The sequence below is a fragment of the Plantactinospora endophytica genome, from assembly GCF_016862915.1.
GTDB classification, from domain to species: domain Bacteria; phylum Actinomycetota; class Actinomycetes; order Mycobacteriales; family Micromonosporaceae; genus Plantactinospora; species Plantactinospora endophytica.
This window is the reverse complement of the sequence record NZ_BONW01000021.1, coordinates 266,268-287,371: the sequence shown is the minus strand read 5'-3', so window position 1 is coordinate 287,371 and position 21,104 is coordinate 266,268. Positions and strand designations below refer to the sequence as shown.

Annotated in this window: 16 protein-coding genes and 1 pseudogene; 11 read left to right on the top strand and 6 right to left on the bottom strand. The window is 70.8% G+C overall.

Annotated features, from left to right (window positions below; all coding sequences use genetic code 11):
- Positions 1-369: 369 nt before the first annotated feature.
- Positions 370-651, bottom strand: a pseudogene (locus Pen02_RS42840) (hypothetical protein); the annotation flags it as partial.
- Positions 648-2,333: a PspC domain-containing protein gene (locus Pen02_RS22290; protein ID WP_203868026.1), complete on the bottom strand. Its 1,686-nt coding sequence runs from the start codon at positions 2,331-2,333 to the stop codon at positions 648-650. The pseudogene Pen02_RS42840 and the gene Pen02_RS22290, both read right to left, overlap by 4 nt.
- Before the next feature lie 361 nt (positions 2,334-2,694).
- Between Pen02_RS22290 and Pen02_RS22285 the strand changes: the two genes are divergently transcribed.
- From Pen02_RS22285 to Pen02_RS22255, 7 genes are all read left to right on the top strand, one after another.
- The gene (locus Pen02_RS22285) at positions 2,695-3,936 is read left to right on the top strand and encodes an ATP-binding protein (protein WP_275413600.1); all 1,242 of its coding nucleotides are present in this window, start codon (positions 2,695-2,697) and stop codon (positions 3,934-3,936) included.
- Between the two features lie 5 nt (positions 3,937-3,941).
- Positions 3,942-4,625 (top strand): response regulator, encoded by a 684-nt coding sequence (locus Pen02_RS22280; protein ID WP_203868024.1) that lies wholly within the window; start codon positions 3,942-3,944, stop codon positions 4,623-4,625.
- 576 nt (positions 4,626-5,201) lie between these two features.
- On the top strand, positions 5,202-6,833 hold the full coding sequence (locus tag Pen02_RS22275; RefSeq protein ID WP_372445641.1) for a peptide ABC transporter substrate-binding protein: 1,632 nt from the start codon (positions 5,202-5,204) through the stop codon (positions 6,831-6,833).
- A 184-nt stretch (positions 6,834-7,017) separates the two neighbouring features.
- Positions 7,018-7,944 (top strand): ABC transporter permease, encoded by a 927-nt coding sequence (locus tag Pen02_RS22270; RefSeq protein WP_203868022.1) that lies wholly within the window; start codon positions 7,018-7,020, stop codon positions 7,942-7,944.
- An 83-nt stretch (positions 7,945-8,027) separates the two neighbouring features.
- A complete protein-coding gene (locus Pen02_RS22265; RefSeq protein ID WP_203868021.1) occupies positions 8,028-8,966 on the top strand; it encodes an ABC transporter permease in 939 nt (312 codons plus the stop codon).
- An 8-nt stretch (positions 8,967-8,974) separates the two neighbouring features.
- Positions 8,975-10,021, top strand: a complete 1,047-nt coding sequence (locus Pen02_RS22260) for an ABC transporter ATP-binding protein (protein ID WP_203868020.1) — start codon at positions 8,975-8,977, stop codon at positions 10,019-10,021.
- The gene (locus Pen02_RS22255; protein ID WP_203868019.1) at positions 10,002-11,027 is read left to right on the top strand and encodes an ABC transporter ATP-binding protein; all 1,026 of its coding nucleotides are present in this window, start codon (positions 10,002-10,004) and stop codon (positions 11,025-11,027) included. Before Pen02_RS22260 ends, Pen02_RS22255 begins: the two co-directional genes overlap by 20 nt.
- 301 nt (positions 11,028-11,328) lie before the next feature.
- Here Pen02_RS22255 and Pen02_RS22250 read toward each other — a convergent pair whose 3' ends face one another.
- Positions 11,329-11,688 carry a chorismate mutase gene (locus tag Pen02_RS22250; RefSeq protein ID WP_203868018.1) on the bottom strand — a complete coding sequence of 120 codons (360 nt, stop codon included), beginning with the start codon at positions 11,686-11,688 and terminating at the stop codon, positions 11,329-11,331.
- 309 nt (positions 11,689-11,997) lie between these two features.
- On the opposite strand from Pen02_RS22250, the gene pcrA reads away from it, so the two are divergent.
- A complete protein-coding gene (pcrA, locus tag Pen02_RS22245) occupies positions 11,998-14,403 on the top strand; it encodes a DNA helicase PcrA (protein WP_203868017.1) in 2,406 nt (801 codons plus the stop codon).
- Positions 14,404-14,481: 78 nt separating this feature from the next.
- Here pcrA and Pen02_RS22240 read toward each other — a convergent pair whose 3' ends face one another.
- A complete protein-coding gene (locus Pen02_RS22240; protein ID WP_203868016.1) occupies positions 14,482-15,468 on the bottom strand; it encodes a TetR/AcrR family transcriptional regulator C-terminal domain-containing protein in 987 nt (328 codons plus the stop codon).
- 154 nt (positions 15,469-15,622) lie between these two features.
- On the opposite strand from Pen02_RS22240, the gene Pen02_RS22235 reads away from it, so the two are divergent.
- Entirely contained in the window at positions 15,623-16,732 is a 1,110-nt protein-coding gene (locus Pen02_RS22235; protein WP_203868015.1) for an FAD-dependent monooxygenase, read from the top strand.
- A gap of 52 nt (positions 16,733-16,784) precedes the next feature.
- Here Pen02_RS22235 and Pen02_RS22230 read toward each other — a convergent pair whose 3' ends face one another.
- Positions 16,785-17,594, bottom strand: a complete 810-nt coding sequence (locus Pen02_RS22230) for a M23 family metallopeptidase (RefSeq protein ID WP_239141087.1) — start codon at positions 17,592-17,594, stop codon at positions 16,785-16,787.
- A 291-nt stretch (positions 17,595-17,885) separates the two neighbouring features.
- Positions 17,886-18,590 carry a M23 family metallopeptidase gene (locus tag Pen02_RS22225; RefSeq protein ID WP_203868014.1) on the bottom strand — a complete coding sequence of 235 codons (705 nt, stop codon included), beginning with the start codon at positions 18,588-18,590 and terminating at the stop codon, positions 17,886-17,888.
- A gap of 447 nt (positions 18,591-19,037) precedes the next feature.
- On the opposite strand from Pen02_RS22225, the gene icmB reads away from it, so the two are divergent.
- Together icmB and sucC are read left to right on the top strand one after the other, a co-directional pair.
- Positions 19,038-19,445, top strand: coding sequence for a coenzyme B12-dependent isobutyryl CoA mutase small subunit (gene icmB / locus Pen02_RS22220; protein WP_203868013.1), 408 nt, complete (start codon positions 19,038-19,040; stop codon positions 19,443-19,445).
- A 480-nt stretch (positions 19,446-19,925) separates the two neighbouring features.
- The gene (sucC, locus tag Pen02_RS22215; RefSeq protein WP_203868012.1) at positions 19,926-21,104 is read left to right on the top strand and encodes an ADP-forming succinate--CoA ligase subunit beta; all 1,179 of its coding nucleotides are present in this window, start codon (positions 19,926-19,928) and stop codon (positions 21,102-21,104) included.

Sequence of the window (21,104 nt, the reverse complement as noted above, 5' to 3'; positions counted from 1 at the left end):
GGGTCGCCGCCCGGCCTGGTCGGCGTCGAGCTCCGCCGTAGTGTCGGGGTCGGGACGCGCCGTGATGTCGGCGTCGGGGTCGGGCCGCGTGATCGTGTGGGTTTCGAGTTGCGCGGTCGAGTCCGGGTCGAACCGTGCGGCCGGGTCGGGGTCGAGCCGCGCGGCCAGGTCGCGGTCGAACTGCACGGTCGGGTCCGGGTCGAGCCGGTCGGCCGGGGCCGGGTCGAACTGCGCGGTGCGGTCCGGGTCGAACTGCGTCGCGGTCGGAGCCGGGTCGAATTGCGCGGTGTGCCCCAGGTCGGACCGTGTGACCGGGTCGCGGTCGAACAGTGTGCCGAGAGGCGCGTCGGCGGACGCCAGGTCGGCGACGTCGGTGCCGGCCGGCCCGGCCGGTGATCCGGTGGCGGCCGAGCCCGTCGCCACCGGAGATCCGGTACCGGCGGGCGTTGCCGCAGGCTGCCGTCCGGACCGGTTGGCCCGGAGCGCCCCGACCAGGCCGAGCGTGCCGACCCCGATCAGACCTGCGGCCACCAGCCAGCCGATGGCCGGCAGGGTGAGGTGCATGAGCTGCGCGAACAGCCACCAGGCGGCGGCGCCGAGGAAGATCAGGGCGAACGTCAGGGACACCCCGTCGGTACGGTGCGCCTTCATCGAGTCACCTCCGCGGTGGCCGCGTTGACCGACAGGTCGAGCAGGAGCTTGCCGCCTCCGGGACCGTCCTCGCCGAGGTCGGTCACCTCCCGTTGGCTGCCGTCGAAGTTGCCGTACCGGCGGTCCAGGATCACGGCGTCGCCCGCGTTCACGTCGAGGCGTACGGTCACGTCGACGGTGGGTGGCAGGATCACCTTCAGCTCACCGAGGTTGACGTCGACGTTCACCCGGGCGTCCTCGTTCGTGAAGTCGATCCGGGTCAGGTCGAGCGTGGCCTTGCCCAGCCGGGTCTCGTAGCGGTCGGCCAGTACGGCGTAGCTGGCCGGTGCCCAGAGCACGTCCTCCTCGCTGTGCAGCCGGGTGTAGGACTCGGCGACCGTGGAGATGCCCAGGGCGCAGGCCGCGACCAGGCCGAGGGCGATCAGCCAGCGGGCCCGGCCGAACCAGGCCCCGACCAGCAGCCCGAGGGCGATGGTCACCAGGACGGCGGCGAAGTAGGTGGACGGCTGGACCCGGATCGCGTTGGTCAGGTCCAGGATGGCGACCATGCCGATCGCCACGAAGATCATCGAGAAGGTGGCGCCGCCCAGCGCGGACCGCTCACGTGGCCGCTTCGGTTCCTTCGTCTTCGGCGGAGCCGGCGGAGGCGGGGCCGGCCGCGCGGCGGCGTACGGGCCGTGTGGCGCGAACGGTGCGCGGTAGCCCCCGGGCGACGGCGGCACGGACGGCACGCCCGGGTACTGGCCGGTCGGGTACGGGCTCGGGTACGGGCCGGTCGGGTAGGGGCCGCTCGGGGCGGTGGCGGCCGGCGGTGCGGTCGTCGGCCAGGCGGGTGCCGGTGGGGCCGGGGCGGCCATCGCGGGTCCGCCGGGGTGAGCTGGTGCGGCGGCGGTCGGCTGCGGTGCCGGTGGGTACCAGCCGGGATATCCGGGCGTGGCGCCGGGCGGTGGCACCGGCTGGCCGGCCCCCGGCGGCGGGTAGCCCGGCGGCGGTGGCCCGGCGCCCGGCTGCCAGTACGGGTCGGTCCGGTTCCGGTCCCGGTTGAGCAGCAGCGCGCCACCGATCAGGACGGCGGCACCGAGCAGGATGGCCCGGAAGGTGTCGGTCACGATGAAGCCGAACAACACCGCGACGATGATGCCCAGCACCAGCACCGTGACCGGGGACATGCTGGACCGGCCCCGGCCCAGCATCGACTCCACCGGCGAGGCGGTGTCGCCCTCGGACGGGATGATCAGCCAGGCGGCGAGGTAGACGAGGATGCCGATTCCGCCGAAGAAGCCGAGTACGGCGAGGAGGACCCGCCAGAGGATCGGGTCGCTGTTCGTGGCGCGGCCGATCGCCACGCAGACCCCGGCCAGGTAGCGCCCCTCGCGCGGCCGGACGAGGCCGTACCGGTGGGTGAACCCGAACTCCGGCGCCGGCCCACCGGCTCCGGGCGGCGGCGTGGCGCCGGTACCGGAAGGTGGTGGAGTCCCGCCGGGTCCCGGCGGTGGGGAGGTCTCGCCGGGCGGCGGTGGCCAGCCCGTTCCCGGTGGCGGTGTGTCCTGCGGCTCGGCCCACTCCGGGGCGGCGGCGGTCGGGGTGCCGGGCCGCTCCTCGGTCGGGCCGGGGCTGTCCGCTCGGTCGGGACCGCCCGCCGGACCGGGCGTTCCACGGGCGGCGGCAGCGTCTTCGGTCATGCTCCGATCCTCCGCCGTCGCTGGTCCGGCGGCCTCAGGCGACAACCCTGAGCCCACCCTGAGATATCTCGCGCCGGAAAGTCCGGGGAGTCCCGATGGCTGGTGGGCCCGGTGGCGTGTGACGATCGAACCACGGGCGGAACGGGTCGTGACACGGCAGGTCCGGGCACGTCACCGCCACCGCCCCAGGACGTAGCCGCCCACCGTGCGAACAGACGAGGTAACCGCCCACCGCCCGACAACGGACGTAACCGGCCACCGCCCGAACAACAGACGTAACCGGCCACCGCCCGAACAGAATCACCGCCCACCGGTCGGCGGGTGCCACCGCCCGCCGGCTGACACGACGAGGAGTCCGACGATCCGCACCAGGACCGAGCCACCCCGCCTGTACCGCGCCCGTGACCACCGCATGGTGGCCGGCGTGGCCGCCGGGCTCGCCCTGCACCTGGGCGTGCGGGCGGTGTGGGTACGCGTCGCGTTCCTCCTGCTGCTCGGCTTCAACGGGCTGGGTCTGCTGCTCTACGCGGCGTTCTGGGCGGTGGTGCCGCCGTTGCCCGGTGGCACCCCGCCCCGGCGCAACGTCTTCCAGTTGCTGCCGTTCGTGGCGATCGGGCTCGGCGTGATCCTGATCGAGGTACTGGCACTGAAGTCCGGCGGCGTCGCCTGGACGGCCGGTTGGCTGGTGTCGATCATCGCGGTCGGCGCCGGGGTGATCTGGCACCAGTCCGCGCCCGAGCGCCGCTGGCAGTGGGACCGGTCACTGCCGGTGCCGTGGCTCGGCGCGGTGGTGGCGGAGAGCGACCGGCGCGCCTTCATCCTGCGGTTCATCGGCGGCGGGGTGCTGGTCGCGGTCGGCCTGATCGGCGTGGTGGCGGTCTACGGCCCGCAGGGCAACTTCGACGCGGTGATCAACGGGGTGATCTTCGCCCTGGTCGCGCTCGCCGGTGTCGGCGTGGTGGCCGCCCCGGTGCTCTGGCGGACCTACAACCAGTTGCGCGCCGAGCGGGAGGGGCGGATCCGGGAGCAGGAGCGCGCCGAGCTGGCCGCCATGATCCACGACCAGGTGCTGCACACCCTGGCCCTGATCCAGCGCAACGCGGCCGACGTCAAGACGGTGCAGCGACTCGCCCGGGGGCAGGAACGCTCGTTGCGGAGCTGGCTCTACAAGCCGACCGGCTCGCCCACAGAGCGGTTCGCGGCGGCGCTGGAGCAGGCCGCCGCCGAGGTCGAGGACACCTTCGCGATCACCGTGGAGGCGGTGGTGGTCGGCGACCGGGAGACGGACGAACGGGTCGGTGCGCTGGTGGCCGCGGCCCGGGAGGCGTTGGTCAACGCGGCCCGGCACGCCAAGGTGCAGACCGTCTCGCTCTACGCCGAGGTCGAGCCGGAGCAGGTGAGTGTCTTCGTCCGCGATCGCGGAGCGGGATTCGACCCGACTACCGTTGAGGACCACCGGCACGGCGTACGCGGCTCGATCATCGGGCGGATGAAGCGGCACGGCGGCCGGGCGGAGATTCGCAGTACACCGGGGGACGGCACCGAGGTACGACTCTTCCTGCCGATTCCGCGGGAGGCTTCAGCACCAGGGAAGGACAGGTAACGATCATGGTCGAGACGACGGAGCCGGCACGGGACGGCACACCCGAGCCGAGGCTGCTGCGGGTGTTCCTCGTCGACGACCACGCGATGTTCCGGGCCGGCGTACGCGCCGAGCTGGGTACGCACGTCGAGGTGGTCGGCGAGGCCAGTACGGTCGCCGAGGCGATCAGCCGGATCGCGGCCACCGAGCCGGACGTGGTGCTGCTCGACGTGCACATGCCGGACGGAGGTGGTCGGGCGGTGCTGGAGGCGGTCCGGCGTACCCGGCCGGAGGTGCGGTTCCTGGCGCTCAGCGTCTCCGACGCCGCCGAGGACGTGATAGGGCTGATCCGGGCCGGTGCCCGAGGGTACGTCACCAAGACCATCTCGCCGGACGAGCTGACCGCCGCGATCCGCCGGGTCGCCGACGGCGACGCCGTGTTCAGTCCCCGGCTGGCCGGGTTCGTGCTGGACTCCTTCGCCTCCCGGCCGGACGCGCCGGTCGCCGACCCCGAGCTGGACCAGCTCACCAACCGGGAGCGGGAGGTGCTCCGGCTGCTCGCCCGGGGCTACGCCTACAAGGAGATCGCCAAGGAGCTGTTCATCTCCATCAAGACGGTGGAGACGCATGTGTCGAACGTGCTGCGCAAGCTCCAGATGTCCAACCGCTACGAGCTGTCCCGCTGGGCCGCCGACCGCCGGCTGGTCTGACCCCCGCCGCCGCCGACAACCGTCGGCCGACGGCAACCGCCCGCCGCCGCCGACGAGTGTTGGCCGGCGGCGACAACCGCCGCCGATCCGAGCCCTGCCGATCCGAGTCCTGCCGGCCGAGCCGGGAGTCGCCGGGCGGTCCGTGGTTCGGCTCCCGGGCATCGGCGGATCCACCGGTACGGCATCAGCCGAGCGGTGGGTGTCCGGGCGGTGACGATCAGATACGCTGCATCGATGGCTCTCACTGTTCGGGTACCCGTCGGGGCCCTGGCGTACGGTTTAACATCGTTCAAACGGCCAGGCACGGTAGGTATGCGCTTGACATCGGAGAGCGCCCGCGGTGACGCGGGGAAGGTCACAACGCGCCGCGCAGGCTGTCCCCGGGGCGCTCCCTCCCGGTGACGTTTTGCCTGCTCATCGCCGTGGTGGAGGGTGCGCCCGGGTGGCCGTGCACACGCGTGAAACATTGCCGGCAACTAACGGGTTGATAACGGCACCTTTCCGCGCTAGGCAGCTCAGTGTCACAGTGTCAGTCACCTCACAGTCCCTCGTGAGCGCCCTGAGGAGGCTTCACTCATGCGCGGGCAATTCCCGTTAAAGATGGCGGTCGGAGCGACCGCCATAATGTTGTTGGCGGCAGGCTGCAGCGGCGGCGGCGACGAGACCTCGGCGGCCGACGCCGTCATCTCGATCGGCCTCGGCGAGCCCCAGCACCTGATCCCCTCCAACACCACCGAGTCCAACGGTGCGGAGGTGCTGGCTGCGCTCTTCACCCCGCTGATCGACTTCGACGCCGACAACAAGCCGTACACGGTGGCTGCGGAGTCGGTCGAGTCGACGGACAACAAGGTCTGGACGATCAAGCTCAAGGACGGCTACACCTTCCACAACGGTGAGAAGGTCGTCGCCGACAACTACATCAACGCCTGGAACCACGCGGCCTACGGCCCGAACGGCAACGGCGGCTCGTACTTCTTCGAGCGCATCGAGGGATACAAGGACCTGCAGTCCAAGGATCCGGACGGCGAAGAGGGCCCGCAGAAGGCTCCGGACCCCGCGGCGAAGACCATGACCGGCCTCAAGAAGGTCGACGACCTGACCTTCACCGTCACGCTGAGCGAGCCGTTCTCCGGCTGGCGCTCGGTCATGGGTTACACCGTCTTCTACCCGCTGCCGAACGCCGCGTTCGCCTCCGAGGGTGTGCTCAAGGAGGACTACGAGCAGGCCCCGATCGGCAACGGCCCCTTCAAGATGAAGGGCACCTGGCAGCACGACTCCAAGATCGAGACGGAGGCGTACGCCGACTACGCGGGCGAGAAGCCGAAGGTCGGCGGGGTCACCTACAAGATCTACCAGGAGCAGACCGCCCAGTACGCCGACCTGATGGGTGGCGCCCTGGACGTGGTGACCCAGATTCCGATCGAGAACCTGGCCTCCGCCCCGGCGGACCTGGGTGACCGCTTCAAGACCGGCCCGAACTCGGTCTTCCAGTTCGTCGGCTTCCCGACCTTCCTCCCGCAGTACTCGAAGGTCGAGGTCCGTAAGGCGATCTCGATGGCGATCAACCGCAAGGAGATCACCGACAACGTCTTCCGTGGCTCGCAGAGCCCGGCGACGTCGTTCGTCTCCCCGGCGGTGGCCGGCTACCGCGAGAACAGCTGCGGCGCGCCGTGCACCTACGACCCGGCCAAGGCCAAGGCGGACTACGAGGCCGCCGGCGGTCCGAAGCAGATCAAGATCACGTACAACGCCGACGGTGGTCACAAGGCGTGGGTGGACGCGACCTGCAACCAGCTCAAGACCAACCTGGGCGTCGACTGCGTCGGCGTCGGCGAGCCGAAGTTCGCCGACCTGCTCACCAAGGTCGAGAAGAAGGAAGACGTCGGCATGATCCGGCTCGGCTGGATCATGGACTACCCGCTGATGGAGAACTACCTGGGCCCGCTGTACGGGACCGGCGGTTCGTCGAACTACTACGGCTACAGCAACCCGGAGTTCGACAACCTGGTCAAGCAGGGCTCGGCCGCGCCGACCGAGGACGAGGCCATCAAGCTCTGGCAGCAGGCCGAGGACATCCTCGCCCGCGACATGCCGGTGATTCCGCTGCGGCTCGGCCAGAACGTCTACGGCCACTCGGAGCGGGTCAAGAACGTCGAGGTCGACAAGTTCCAGAAGGTCGAGATCCTCAAGATCGAGGCCACGAGCTGACCTGACTGCTCCAGCGACGGACGGTCCGGTCCACCCGGCCTAGCCCGGGTCGGGTCGGACCGTCCGTACGAGCCTCACCGGCCCGGTGACCGGGGCCGGTGAGGCTGCGGTCGCTACCGTGTGCATCACGGTCTGCTGCCCATCAGGCAGTCACCGATGCTCGTCTCGCCTAAGGACTTGGGATATGTTCCGCTACTTCGTGCGGCGCGTGCTGCAAGGGGTCCTGACGTTTTTCGGGGCCACCTTCATCGTGTACGCGCTGATGTTCGCCAACCAGGACGACCCGCTCCAGGCTCTGGCGGGTGAGCGACCGCTGCCGGAGAACGTCCGGCAGGCACTCACCGAAAGGTACCATCTGGACGACCCGTTCATCCTCCAATATGGCCACTACATGCGTGGCCTGCTGACCGGGGACTTCGGCATCTCGCTGACCAACCGGCCGATCAGCGAGATGATGGCGCAGGCCTGGCCGGTGACGATCCGGCTGGCCGTCTTCGCGATCATCATCTCGGCGCTGGTCGCCGTCACCGCCGGCATCGTCTCCGGAATCCGGCGCGGCGGGATCTTCGACACCACCACGCTGGTCATCACCCTGATCCTGCTCTCGCTGCCGATCGTGGTGCTGGCGCCGCTGGCGCAGCTCCTCTTCGGGGTGCAGCTCAAGTGGTTCCCGGCGACCGCTGGCGCCGAACCGGGGTTCTATCAACTCATGCTGCCGGCAATGGTGCTGAGCTGTCTGGTGATCGCGACACAGATCCGGGTCACCCGGGCGTCGGTGGCGGAGAACCTCCGCTCGGACTACGTCCGTACCGCCCGGGCCAAGGGGCTGGCGAACCGCCGGGTGATCGGCGTGCACGTACTGCGCAACTCGCTGATCCCGGTGGTGACGCTGATCGGCGTCGACCTGGGCAACCTGATGGCCGGCGCGATCGTCACCGAGGGCGTCTTCAACATCCCCGGCGTCGGCTTCAACCTGTTCCGGGGGATCCGGACCGAGGACGGCCCGCTGGTGGTCGGCTTCGTCAGCGTCCTGGTGATCGTCTTCCTGGTGGTCAACCTGGTCGTCGACCTGCTGTACGCGGTTCTCGACCCGAGGATCCGCTATGAGTGAGCAAAGCGAACGAACCATCCTGCTCGATCTGAACCTGTCCTCGTGGCGGCGCCGAGCGGCGGCACGAGTTAGCGAGGCGCCCGATGAGTAACATCGAATCCGTCACCCAGGCGGAGGTCCCCACCGCGGCCGGTGTGCCGGTGTCGCCGGACGGCGGCTCGGAGAAACCACGCAGCCTGACCGGGGACGCCTGGGAGGACCTGCGGCGCAACTGGATCTTCTGGGCCGCCGCCGTGCTGGTGCTGCTGGTCGTCGTCATGGCGTTCTTCCCGGGCCTGTTCACCTCGGCCGACCCGAAGGCGTGCGCGCTGTCCCGGCAACACCAGGGCCCGAGCGGCTCGGCCTTCTTCGGCTACAACTTCCAGGGCTGCGACGTCTACGCCCGAACGATCTACGGCGCCCGCAACTCGGTGCTGATCGGGCTCTTCGCGACCATCATCGCCGGGGTGATCGGCCTGCTCGTGGGTATGGCGGCCGGCTACTTCGGCGGCTGGGTCGACTCGCTGCTCGCCCGGGGCGTCGACATCGTGCTGGGCATCCCCACCCTGCTCGCGGCGATCGTGCTGGCCCGGCGGCTCTCCGCCGACCCGCAGGACTCCGGTTTCTGGGCGGTGGTCTTCACCCTCGGCGTGCTGACCTGGACGACCGGCGCCCGCATCATGCGATCGTCGGTCATCTCGGCGAAGAGCCAGGACTACGTGGCGGCGGCCCGGATGCTGGGCGCCGGCTCGGGCCGGCTGATGTTCCGGCACATCCTGCCGAACGCCGCCGCGCCGTTCGTGGTGGTACTGACCATCCTGCTCGGGGTCAACATCTCCACCGAGGCCACCCTGACCTTCCTCGGTGTCGGTCTGAAGGGCGACGAGATCTCCTGGGGCGTCGACATCTCGACGGCGGCGCCGTACGTCCGGGAGACGGCGACCCCGCTGGTCTGGCCGTCGGTCTTCCTGGCGATGACCGTGCTGGCGTTCATCATGCTCGGCGACGCGATCCGCGACGCCTTCGACCCGAGGCTGCGGTGAGCCGAAACATGACCGATATCAAGGCAGAGATCGACGTCCTGCCCGGGTTGGACTCGTCCGCCCGGCTGCTGGAGGTCGACGGTCTGCACGTGGAGTTCCGCACCCAGGTCGGGATCGCCAAGGCGATCAACGGCGTGGACCTGCACCTGGATCCCGGCGAGACGCTGGCGATCCTGGGCGAGTCCGGTTGCGGCAAGTCCGTCACCGCCCAGGCGATCATGGGCATCCTCGACTCGCCGCCCGGGTTCGTCACCGGGGGTGCGATCCGCTACCGGGGCGTCGACCTGCTCAAGCTTGCTGAGGAGCAGCGCCGCAGAGTGCGGGCCAACCACATCGCGATGATCTTCCAGGACGCGCTCTCCGCGCTGAACCCGGTCTTCCCGGTCGGCTGGCAGATCGGCGAGCTGTTCCGGGTGCACCGGGGTACGTCCCGGCAGGAGGCCAAGAAGCGGGCGGTCGAGCTGCTCGACCTGGTCAAGATCCCGGCTGCCAAGCAGCGGATCAACGACTATCCGCACCAGTTCTCCGGCGGTATGCGGCAGCGCGTCATGATCGCGATGGCGCTGGCGCTCGACCCGAAGGTGCTGATCGCGGACGAGCCGACCACCGCGCTGGACGTCACGGTGCAGGCCCAGATCATGAACCTCCTCGCCGAGCTGCGGCGGGAACGGAACATGGGTCTGATCCTGATCACCCACGACATGGGCGTGGTCGCCGACGTGGCCGACCGGATCTCGGTGATGTACGCCGGGAAGGTGGTCGAGGAGGCGCCGGTGCTGGACATCTACGCCCGGCCGGCGCACCCGTACACCAAGGCTCTGCTGGAGTCGATTCCCCGGCTGGACCTCAAGGGGCAGCAGCTCAACGTGATCAAGGGCCTGCCGCCCAACCTGACCCGGATCCCGGCCGGCTGCCCGTTCCACCCTCGGTGCGCGTACGCCCGCGACGTGTGCCGGGCCGATCCGCCGCCGCAGCAGTACGACGTGGACCCGGTACGGACCGCGCGTTGCCATTTCTGGACGGAGGTGGTCGGGGATGAGCCAGCCGTCAAGTAACGAGGTGGTGCTGGAGACCCGCGACCTGGTCAAGCATTTCCCGATCACCCGGGGCATCGTCTTCCAGAAGAAGATCGGTGCCGTACGCGCGGTCGACGGGGTCGACCTGCAACTGCGCCGGGGCGAGACCCTCGGCGTGGTGGGTGAGTCCGGCTGCGGCAAGTCGACGCTGGCCAAGCTGCTGGTCGGGCTGGAGAAGCCGAGCAGTGGTGCGATCAACGTCCGGGGCCAGGACATGACCCGGCTCTCCGGCGGCGAGCTGCGCAAGGCCCGGCGCAACATCCAGATGGTGTTGCAGGACCCGTACACCTCGTTGAATCCCCGGATGACGGTCGGCGACATCATCGGCGAGCCGTTCGACATCCACCCGGAGGTGGTTCCGGCCGGCGAGCGGAAGCAGCGGGTCCGGGAACTGCTCGACCTGGTCGGGTTGAACCCGGAGCACATCAACCGGTACCCGCACCAGTTCTCCGGCGGGCAGCGGCAGCGGATCGGCATCGCCCGGGCGTTGGCGTTGCGGCCGGAGATCATCGTCTGTGACGAGCCGGTGTCGGCGCTGGACGTGTCGATCCAGGCGCAGGTGATCAACCTGCTGGAGCGGTTGCAGGACGAGCTGGGGCTGTCGTACATCTTCATCGCGCACGACCTGTCGGTGGTGCGGCACATCGCCGACCGGGTCGCGGTGATGTACCTCGGCAAGGTCGTCGAGATCGGTGTCGAGGACGAGATCTACGAGCGGCCGACGCATCCGTACACCCAGGCGCTGCTCTCGGCGGTGCCGGTGCCGGACCCGACCCTGCGCGGCCAGCGGGACCAGATCGTCCTGGAGGGCGACGTGCCGTCGCCGGCCAACCCGCCGTCGGGCTGCCGGTTCCGCACCCGGTGCTGGAAGGCGCAGGACGTCTGCGCCACCGAGGAACCGGCGTTGGCCCCCCGGGACCGCTCGGCGCACCCGAGCGCATGCCACTTCGCCGAGGTGCGGGACGTGGTGCACGCGGTCGAGTAGACCGGTCAGGCGCCGGTGGTCGAGCCTGACCCGGCTCTCCACCGTTGGTAGAAGAACGCCTCCTCACTGCCCGGGGCGCGGGCTGCCATCCATGCGGCCGGCGTCCCGGGCTCGCGTTTCGGCCGGTCGGCTCGTGTTTCCGCCGGTCCACCGATGGGCGGCCGGTCCGCGCACGGCCAGGGCCGCGTCCGGCCACCGGCTCCGCGCACGGTCGCCAGCGCGAACCACCGGGGGTACGGCGTAGCCGGAGCGAACCACCGGGGTACGGGGCTCGGAGCGGGCCGCACCCGGTGGGTACGGCTCAGAGCGGGCCGCGTCCGGCCCGGAGCAGCAGCAGGGCGAGTTGGGTGCCGTCCGCGCCGAGCGCCTCCCGGAACCGGTCCAGGATCTCCCGTTCGCGGGAGAGGACGAGCCGGGTACCGCCGGAAGCCATCCGGGTCCGGCCGACCTGCTGGGACAGCGCGGCGCGTTCCTGCCAGAGGGCGATGAGTTCGTGGTCGATCTGGTCGATCCGCTCCCGCAGCCCGAGGATGTGCTGCGACGCCTCCGGTGCGCTGGTCCCGGTCTCCTGACCCGGCTCCGCGCCGCTGGTAGAAGCGGGCCCGGCGCCGTTCGACTCGACCGGAAGCTCTGCCACCTCTGCTGCCACCTCTGCCGCCATGGGGTCCTCCTTGGGAGATAGGTCCCCGGTGCCTGGATCCCGACGCGAAAAGCCCCGGGCTTCAGGAGCCCGGGGCTTTTCGTAGGTCATGTTTCAGGCGCGACCCACGGCTGCCGGACTCCCGGAGCCGTAGTAAAAGTAGGACTGCGCCCGATGGATCACGGGTCGAGTATGCCCAGCCAGCCGTCTCCTTGGCAAGCGATTCGGCCATGCTTGAAGGGGGGTGGTCTCCGGGGACATTCCGGCCGAGGTGGTACGGGCACGGCGGAGGCGTACGTTGTCTCCCCGGCGGCATAGACTCGCGAGGCGATGCATGCTCTCTTCGAACCCCCGCCGCCCTCCGTCCCTCCGGCCCAGGACGCGCCCCGGCGCCGCCCGTCGGGCCTCGACCCGCAGGCCCTGCTGGCCGGGCTGAACGGGCCGCAGCGGGACGCGGTGACCCATTCCGGGTCACCGCTGCTGATCGTGGCGGGTGCCGGCTCGGGCAAGACCCGGGTGCTCACCCACCGGATCGCCTACCTGCTCGCCGCCCGGGACGTGCATCCGGGGGAGATCATCGCGATCACCTTCACCAACAAGGCGGCCGGGGAGATGAAGGACCGGGTCGCCGCGCTGGTCGGCCCCCGGGCCCGACTGATGTGGGTGTCGACGTTCCACTCGGCGTGCGTACGCATCCTGCGGGCCGAGCACGAGCACGCCGGCCTGAAGTCGACGTTCTCGATCTACGACGCCGACGACTCGCGCCGGCTGATGCAGTTGGTCACCCGGGAGCTGGACCTCGACCCGAAGCGCTATCCGGCCCGGGGGCTGATCACCCAGGTCTCCAACCTGAAGAACGAGCTGACCGACCCGGAGACGTTCGCCGCCCGGGCGTCGGGGCCGAACGAGCGGGCGCTGGCCGAGGCGTACACGCTCTACCAGCGGCGGCTGACCGAGGCGCACGCGCTCGACTTCGACGATCTGATCATGACGACGGTGCACCTGCTCCAGTCGCACCCGCACGTCGCGGAGAGCTACCGCCGCCGGTTCCGGCACGTGCTCGTCGACGAATACCAGGACACCAACCACGCGCAGTACACCCTGGTCAAGGAGTTGGTCGGCGGCACGCCCGGGGTCGAGCCGGCCGAGTTGTGCGTGGTCGGCGACGCCGACCAGTCGATCTACGCGTTCCGGGGCGCGACCATCCGGAACATCCTGGAGTTCGAGCGGGACTTCACCGACGCCCGGACGATCCTGCTGGAGCAGAACTACCGCTCCACCCAGACCATCCTCAACGCCGCCAACGCGGTGATCGAGCGGAACAGCTCGCGCAAGCCGAAGCGGCTGTGGAGCGAGGAGGGCGCCGGGGAGCAGATCGTCGGCTACGTCGCCGACACCGAGCACGCCGAGGCGGACTGGGTGGGCCGGGAGATCGACCGCCTCTGCGACTCCGACGCGGCCCGTCCCGGGGACGTGGCGGTCTTCTACCGCACCAACGCCCAGTCCCGGGTCTTCGAAGAGGTGTTCATCCGGGTCGGCCTGCCCTACAAGGTGGTCGGCGGGGTCCGGTTCTACGAGCGCAAGGAGGTCCGGGACGCCCTGGCCTACCTTCGCGCGGTGGTCAACGACGACGACACGGTGAGCATCCGGCGCATCCTGAACACCCCGCGCCGGGGCATCGGCGACCGGGCCGAGGCCTGCGTGGAGGCGCTGGCCACCCGGGACCGGATCTCGTTCGGCGCGGCGCTGCGCCGGGCGTCCGAGGCGCCGGGCATCTCCACCCGGTCGGCCAACGCCATCGCCGAGTTCGTCAGCCTGCTCGACGGGCTGCGCGAGCTGGCCGGAACCGCCCTGCCGGAGGAGGTGCTGGAGGCCGTCCTCACCCGCTCCGGCTACCTCGGCGAGCTGGAGGAGAGCATCGACCCGCAGGACGCCGGCCGGGTGGAGAACCTCCAGGAGTTGGTGAGCGTCGCCCGGGAGTACACCGAGCGGGTGGAGGCGCAGGCCGAGGAGGGCGCCCCCGGTGCCACCCTGGCCGGTTTCCTGGAGCAGGTCGCGCTGGTCGCCGACGCCGACCAGGTGCCCTCGGACGACCCCGACCACCAGGGCGTGGTCACCCTGATGACGCTGCACACCGCCAAGGGGCTGGAGTTCCCGGTGGTCTTCCTGACCGGGCTGGAGGACGGTGTCTTCCCGCACCTGCGCGCGCTCGGCGACAACCGCGAGCTGGAGGAGGAGCGCCGGCTGGCCTACGTCGGGATCACCCGGGCCCGCAAGCGGCTCTACCTGTCCCGGGCGGTCACCCGGTCGGCCTGGGGGCAGCCGTCCTACAACCCACCGTCCCGGTTCGTGGACGAGTTGCCGGAGGAGCTGGTCCGCTGGGAGCGCACCGGGGCGGCGTACACCTCGTGGTCGGGGACCGGTGGCGGGGTGGGCGGCCGGTCGGGCGCCACGGACCGGTCCGGCGGGTTCCGGGGCGGCGGCTTCTCCGGGGGTACGCCGAAGGCCGCGCAGCTCGCCTCGCGGCTTGGCATCGACGCCAGCCGGCTGAGTACGGCGAGCGAGCTGAAGCAGCCGCCGAAGGTGGCCGCCGGAGACCGGGTGAACCACCAGCGCTACGGCCTCGGCCGGGTGCTGGCGGTCGAGGGGCACGGCGCGGGTGCCCGGGCCCAGATCGACTTCGGTGACCAGACGCTCTGGCTGGTTCTCCGGCACGCCCCGATCGACAAGCTCTGACCGCTCGCTATCGACTGGCTCCGGCACGCCCCGATCGACAAGCTCACGCACGCTCCGATCGACAAGCTCTGACCGTTGCTATTCGGCGCGGTCGCCGACGAGCACGGTGAAGCCGTCGAGCAGGGCGCGTAGCCCCGTCTCGAAGAGCCGGTCGAGGTCGAGGTCGTAACCGGTCCGGGTGAAGCTCTCCAGCACCCGGGCGTAGGTCGGATGCCCGCCGGATTCGGCCAGCGCGTCGATGGCGGGTCCCTGCCGCTCGATCCACTCCTCCTCGGTGATGCCGGTGGCGGCCCGGGCCTGGGTCTCCCGTTCCAGGTGCACGGCGAGGCCCTGCACGAAGCTGTAGACCAGCACGTTCAGGTCCAGCATGGTCGCCGGGTCGAGGCCGAGGCCGTCCAGCGCGGCGAGCACCCATTCGCCGTGCACCATCAGGTTGGGCAGCGGCAGGGGCCGGGTCAGCGGGCTGAGCTGGGCGAGCCAGGGGTGCTGCCGGTGCAGCGCCCAGAGCGTACGGGCGCCGAGTTCGAGCCGCTCCCGCCAGCCGGTGGGATGCGGCTCGGGATAACCCCGCTCGCCGTACGCCGTGTCGGCCATCAGCAGGACCAGGTCCTCCTTGCTGTGCACGTACCGGTACGGCGACATGGTCGCCACTCCGAGCCGGGCCGCCACGCCGCGCATCGACAGCGCCTCCAGTCCCTCGGCGTCGGCGATGTCGAGGGCGGCCCGGACGACCCGGTCCCGGGTGAGTTCGGGCTCGGATCTCGGCCCTGGCGAGGGCAGTCCGGCAGCGCTCCGGGGCGGCGTCTGGTCGACCCGCCGTCGGGGCCGGGCCGGCGCCGGCTCGGGGGCGGCCACGACCGTGCCGACCCGGGGCTGGGCCCGCACCACGCCCTGTTGGCTGAGCGTGGTCAGTGCCCGGGTGGCGGTGGCGATCGCCACGTTCCACTCGCTGGCGAGCTGTCGGGTGGACGGCACCCGGTCGCCGGGCTGGAGCTCACCGTCGGCGATCCGGCGACGGATCTCCCGGACGATGCGCAGGTAGGGCGGCTCGGCGGTCGTCGGCACCCTCTCACCTCCCGATCCGTGTACTAGTACACAGCCTAGCTCAGACACTCGCCTGCACTACCCCTGTCCTAGTACAACAAGCGACTAACGCCAGTTGTCGAGGTTGAATGTACGGCGTACATTGGCGGCACGTACAACGTGGAGGGGAAGACAGATGGACAGTGTCCTGATCTCCGGTGCGAGTGTGGCCGGGCCCGCCCTGGCGTACTGGCTGCGCCGCCGGGGCTTCGCGGTGACCGTGGTCGAGCGGGCTCCGGCGCCCCGCCCCGGCGGGCAGGCGATCGACGTCCGTGGGGTGGCGCTGGACGTGGTCGACCGGATGGGCATCCTGCCGGCGTTGCGGCAGGTGCGTACCCGCACCCGGGGCATGTCGCTGCTGGACGGCGACGGCAACGAGGTCATGCGTTCCACCGAGCGGGCCTTCAGCAGCGGTCGGCTGGACGGCGACGACATCGAGGTGCTCCGGGAGGACCTCACCGGACTACTGCACGCGCGGACCCGCGACGACGTCGAGTACCTCTTCGACGACTCCGTCACCGAGCTGACCCAGCACGACGCCGGGGTGCGGGTCGGCTTCGAGCGGGCCGCGCCGCGCGACTTCTCCCTGGTGGTCGGGGCCGACGGACTGCACTCAACCGTACGGCGCCTGGCCTTCGGCCCCGAGGCGGAGTACGTCACGCACCTCGGCACCTACCTGGCGATCTTCACTGCCGAGAACCTGCTGGACCTGGACAACTGGCAGGTCTGGATGCGGGACGGCACCGCCGGCTGCGGCATCTACCCGGTACGCGACAACTCCGAACTCCGGGTCAACCTCGGCTTCGAGTCCGAGCCGATCCCGTACGACCACCGCGACACCGACCAGCAGCGCCGGCTGGTCGCCGACCGGCTCGCCGGACTGCGCTGGGAGATTCCCCGGCTGTTGACGGCGATGTGGCAGGCCCCGGACTTCTACTTCGACGCGATGGCACAGGTCCGGATGGAGACCTGGTCACGCGGCCGGGTGACCCTGCTCGGCGACGCCGGCTACTGCGCCTCGCCCCTGTCCGGCCAGGGCACCAGCCTGGCCCTGGTCGGCGCCTACGTACTCGCCGACGAACTCGGCGCGGCGGCCGGCGACCACCGGGCCGCGCTACACCGGTACGAGCAGCGGATGCGTCCGTTCGTGCGGCTCAACCAGGCACTCGCCACCGAGAACCCGGGCGGCCCCGCCGCCGGGGAGTCGATCGACCGGGCCAAGCGGGCGATCTCGCTCGACCGCTGACCCGGCGGCGGGCAGGCCGCGAACCGGCAGGGGCTCAGCAGCCGGCGCCGGCTCAGCAGCCGAGGTCCACCCCACGGGACCGCATCCACGGGGCCGGGTCGACCTGGTTCCACAGCCCGTTGTGCACCTCGAAGTGCAGGTGCGGTCCGGTGGCGTCGCCGGTGGCACCCTCGTACCCGATCACCTGGCCCGGCTTGACCCGCTGCCCGACGCTGACCACCGTCCGGCTCTGGTGGGCGTAGTGGGTGAGCCAGCCGTTGCCGTGGTCGACCACCACCGAGATGCCGTACCCGACGAAGTCCCAGCCGGCGTTGACCACCGTGCCGGCCCCGGCGGCCCGGATCGGGGTCTCGGCCGGCATCGCCAGGTCGATGCCGGCGTGCATCGCCCCCCAGCGCATCCCGAAGCAGGAGGTGACGGCGGCGCCCGGCATCGGGTTCACCCAGGCGACCGGCTTCCGGCTCGCGGTCGGGCTGGCCGCCTTCGCGGTCCTGCTCCGGCTCGGTGTGGCGGTCGGCGGCGCGGTCGGTGCGGCGGCGGTCGGCGTCGGGCTCACGGTCGCGGTGGGCGTCGGGGTGGCAACCTCCCGCGCGGACCGGTCGGCGCGCTGCGCGGCGGCGGACCGGGCCGACTCCTGCGCCGCCGCCGAGACCTGATCGGCAGGCCGGTCACTGCCGCCGAGGGCGACCGCCGTCACCCCGCCGGCCACGCCGAGCCCGAGCAGCGCGACCAGCCCGGGTACGACGTACCGGGCCCGACGGCCCTGCCGGAACACTCCGGTACGGCCGGTACGCCGACTCGCGGTCGGTACGCCGGCCCCTTCGCCGGTCGTCTCGGGCTGGGTCGGATCGGTCTCCGGCACGGCGGGTCCCTTCTGGCGGAGGCGTGGACCCGGACATGGTGGTCGCCGTGCCGCCCCCGCCTCGCCCTCGGGGCGCCGGGTCCGGCCGCCGAGCAGACGACGCGCGCGGAGTTATGCGGTGGAATCGACGTCGGTGGCCGGTAGACCGCGACGACCGGCTGTGTGCTCGGCCACACCACCCGATGTGGCGTACGGAACTTCGCCAGGCGTCGGACAACAGAAAACCGCCCAACCGGGTTCGGCTGGGCGGCTAACCGACGTGACGTCGAGTCAGTGGGCGACTACTCGGCCCTAGAGATCGTCGACCTGTAGCTGGATGTCCACATCCCGCTCCAGCAGGTAGGGGATCGGGTCGATCGGCTTGCCGTTGACATGCAGCTCAAGATGCAGGTGCGAACCGTAGGCGTGTCCGGTGGCGCCGACCCGCCCGAGCTGGTCGCCGGCCTTGACCTCCTGGCCCTCGCTGACGAGTACCGCCGACGAGTGCCCGTAGATGGACTCGGTGCCGTCGGCGTGCTGGACGATCACGCAGTAGCCGTACCCGCCGAACCAGCCGGCCTTGGTCACCGTGCCCGCGTGCACCGCCGTGTATGTGGTGCCCTCGGGGGCGGCCAGGTCGATCCCGGCGTGCAGCTTGTCCCACTTCATGCCGTACGGCGAGACGAAGTTGTAGTTCTCGAGCGGGAGCCGCCAGACTTCCGGGGCGGCGGCCAGGGTGGAGGCGAGGCCGTCCCGGTCGGCGCGGGATGCCCGCTCGGCCTCGGCGTCGGCGGTCCGGGCGCTGACGTCCTCGCTGGTGGCGGCGGCCCGCTCCAGGTCGGCCAGCGCGGTCGGGCTGACCGCCTTGGCATCCGGCAGGGCCCCGGCGCCGAGCGCGACCACACCGGCTCCGACGAACGCGGTGGTGACAACTGCGGCGTATCGGCTGCGCGGGGGTGTGGGGACGCGACGTCGCCCTCGATAGCGATCGGGCTCAGACGACAGGCGCTGGCGCACGCACACCCTCCGTTGTCGGGTCAGTGTTGCGACCGTCACCGGCGTTCGAGGATCGAGGTGAACTCCGGTTGACCGCGTTGTCGCCCGGTCATGGACCTGATGACAACCGTGGGCCACGGTAACCAACCCCTAGGCGCGCCACAAGTCGCAGCGCCATATTGCCGGCTCACTGTGCGGTTGTCCGTCATGGAATGCCATATCTGGTAACCTTTTGCGCTCGCCCTCGTTAGTAGCGCTCAGTTACCGCCGGCCCAGCAGGGTGTCATCGATCCGACTCGTGTCGGAGTGCCGTCGGCGTAGCCCTTAGGGGTATGGCCGGACGTCGTCCGGAGGCGCCCGGGCCCTCGGGTCGGCGATCGTCCGGCAGGGGAGTTTCCGGGGGACGGGCCGCCGGGTTACCGTTCGTTAAGGTAACTCGAGCCGGTGTCCTGGAGAGGTGTTGCGCTGATGAGTTCTCGGATCCGGGTCGTCGTCGCCAAACCCGGCCTGGACGGGCACGACCGGGGCGCGAAGGTGGTCGCCCGGGCCCTGCGAGACGCCGGCATGGAGGTCATCTACACCGGTCTGCACCAGACGCCCGAGCAGATCGTCGAGACGGCGATCCAGGAGGACGCCGACGCGATCGGCCTGTCGGTGCTCTCCGGGGCGCACATGACGCTGTTCCGACGGGTACTGGAACTGCTGGCCGAGCGGGACGCGGCCGACCTGGTGGTGTTCGGCGGCGGGATCATCCCGGACGCGGACATCCCGGAGTTGGAGCGGCTCGGCGTAGCCCAGATCTTCACCCCCGGCGCCACCACCGGCGCCATCGTGGAGTGGGTCCGCGCCAACGTCGGCCAGCCGGTCGTCGGCTGACGCTTTTCGGCGCCGCCGGAGCACCACGACGCGGAGCCCGGCACGCGACGCGCCGTCCACTCCGACTTCCAGCGCGGCTTCATCAAGGCCGAGGCCCGGCACGCGACGCGCCGGGCCCGGAAATGGGGGGAGAGGCCGGACGCACCCCTCACACGTCCGGCCTCTCTATGCACGATGCCCCGCCGCCACCCCTCGACCGACAGGGCATCGGCCGTATTCGTCATCGCGCTTCCCAGCGCTCCGACATCAGACTCAACGACGTCCCTTACGCGGGGTTACGCCGGCCAGGGAATCTTTTCCCGCGACGGCCGGCCCGACGGCTGTGCGTTACCGCACAACGCGCACCCACGTGGATGCCCCCCGTGGTCACCTCGCTAGGCTGCGGCCGATGGCCTGTTCATCCGTAGGCAGGCCCAACCCAATACACACGCTGGCGGCGGTGCGACGGCGCGCCGCGGAGACGGGACGGGACGCGCAATCGTGGACCTGTACGAATACCAGGGGCGTGAGCTGTTCGAGCGGCACGGGCTGCCCGTGCTTGCCGGCGGTGTCGCGACGACCCCTGACGAGGCCCGCGCGATCGCCGAGCGCCTCGGCGGCCGGGTGGTCGTCAAGGCTCAGGTGAAGGTCGGCGGCCGGGGCAAGGCGGGCGGCGTCAAGCTCGCCGAGGGCGTGGACGAGTCGGTGGCCCGGGCCACCGACATCCTCGGCATGGACATCAAGGGCCACACGGTCAACAAGGTCATGATCACTGTGACCGCGGACATCGCCGAGGAGTACTACTTCTCCTACCTCCTCGACCGCGCGAACCGTACCTTCCTCTGCATCGCCAGCGTGGCCGGCGGGATGGACATCGAGCAGGTCGCCGCCGAGACCCCGGAGCGGGTCGCCAAGGTCGCGATCGACGCCAACGCCGGTGTCGACGAGGCGAAGGCCCGGGAGATCGTCGAGGCCGCCGGCTTCCCCGCCGAGCTGACCGACCAGATCGTGCCGATCGCCGTACGCCTCTGGCAGGCCTTCGTCGCCGAGGACGCCACCCTGGTCGAGGTGAACCCGCTGGCCCGGACGACCGACGGCACGGTGCTCTGCCTCGACGCGAAGGTCTCGCTCGACGAGAACGCCGGCTTCCGGCACCCCGACCACGAGGCGCTGGTGGACCAGGCCGCGGTGGATCCGCTGGAGCAGCGGGCCAAGGAGAAGGACCTCAACTACGTCAAGCTGGACGGCGAGGTCGGCATCATCGGCAACGGCGCCGGCCTGGTCATGTCCACCCTCGACGTGGTGGCGTACGCGGGCGAGTCGCACGGCGGCGTCAAGCCGGCCAACTTCCTCGACATCGGCGGCGGCGCCAGCGCCGCGGTGATGGCGAACGGGCTGGAGATCGTACTCTCCGACCCGTCGGTACGCAGCGTGTTCGTCAACGTCTTCGGTGGCATCACCGCCTGTGACGAGGTCGCCAACGGCATCATCCAGGCACTGGCCCTGCTCGCCGAGCGCGGCGAGACGGTCGACAAGCCCCTCGTCGTACGCCTCGACGGCAACAACGCGGAGGCCGGGCGGGCGATCCTCGACGGCGCCGCCAACCCGCTGGTGCAGCGGGTGGACACTATGGATGGCGCGGCCCAGCGGGCCGCCGAGCTCGCGGCTGCGGGGGTCTGA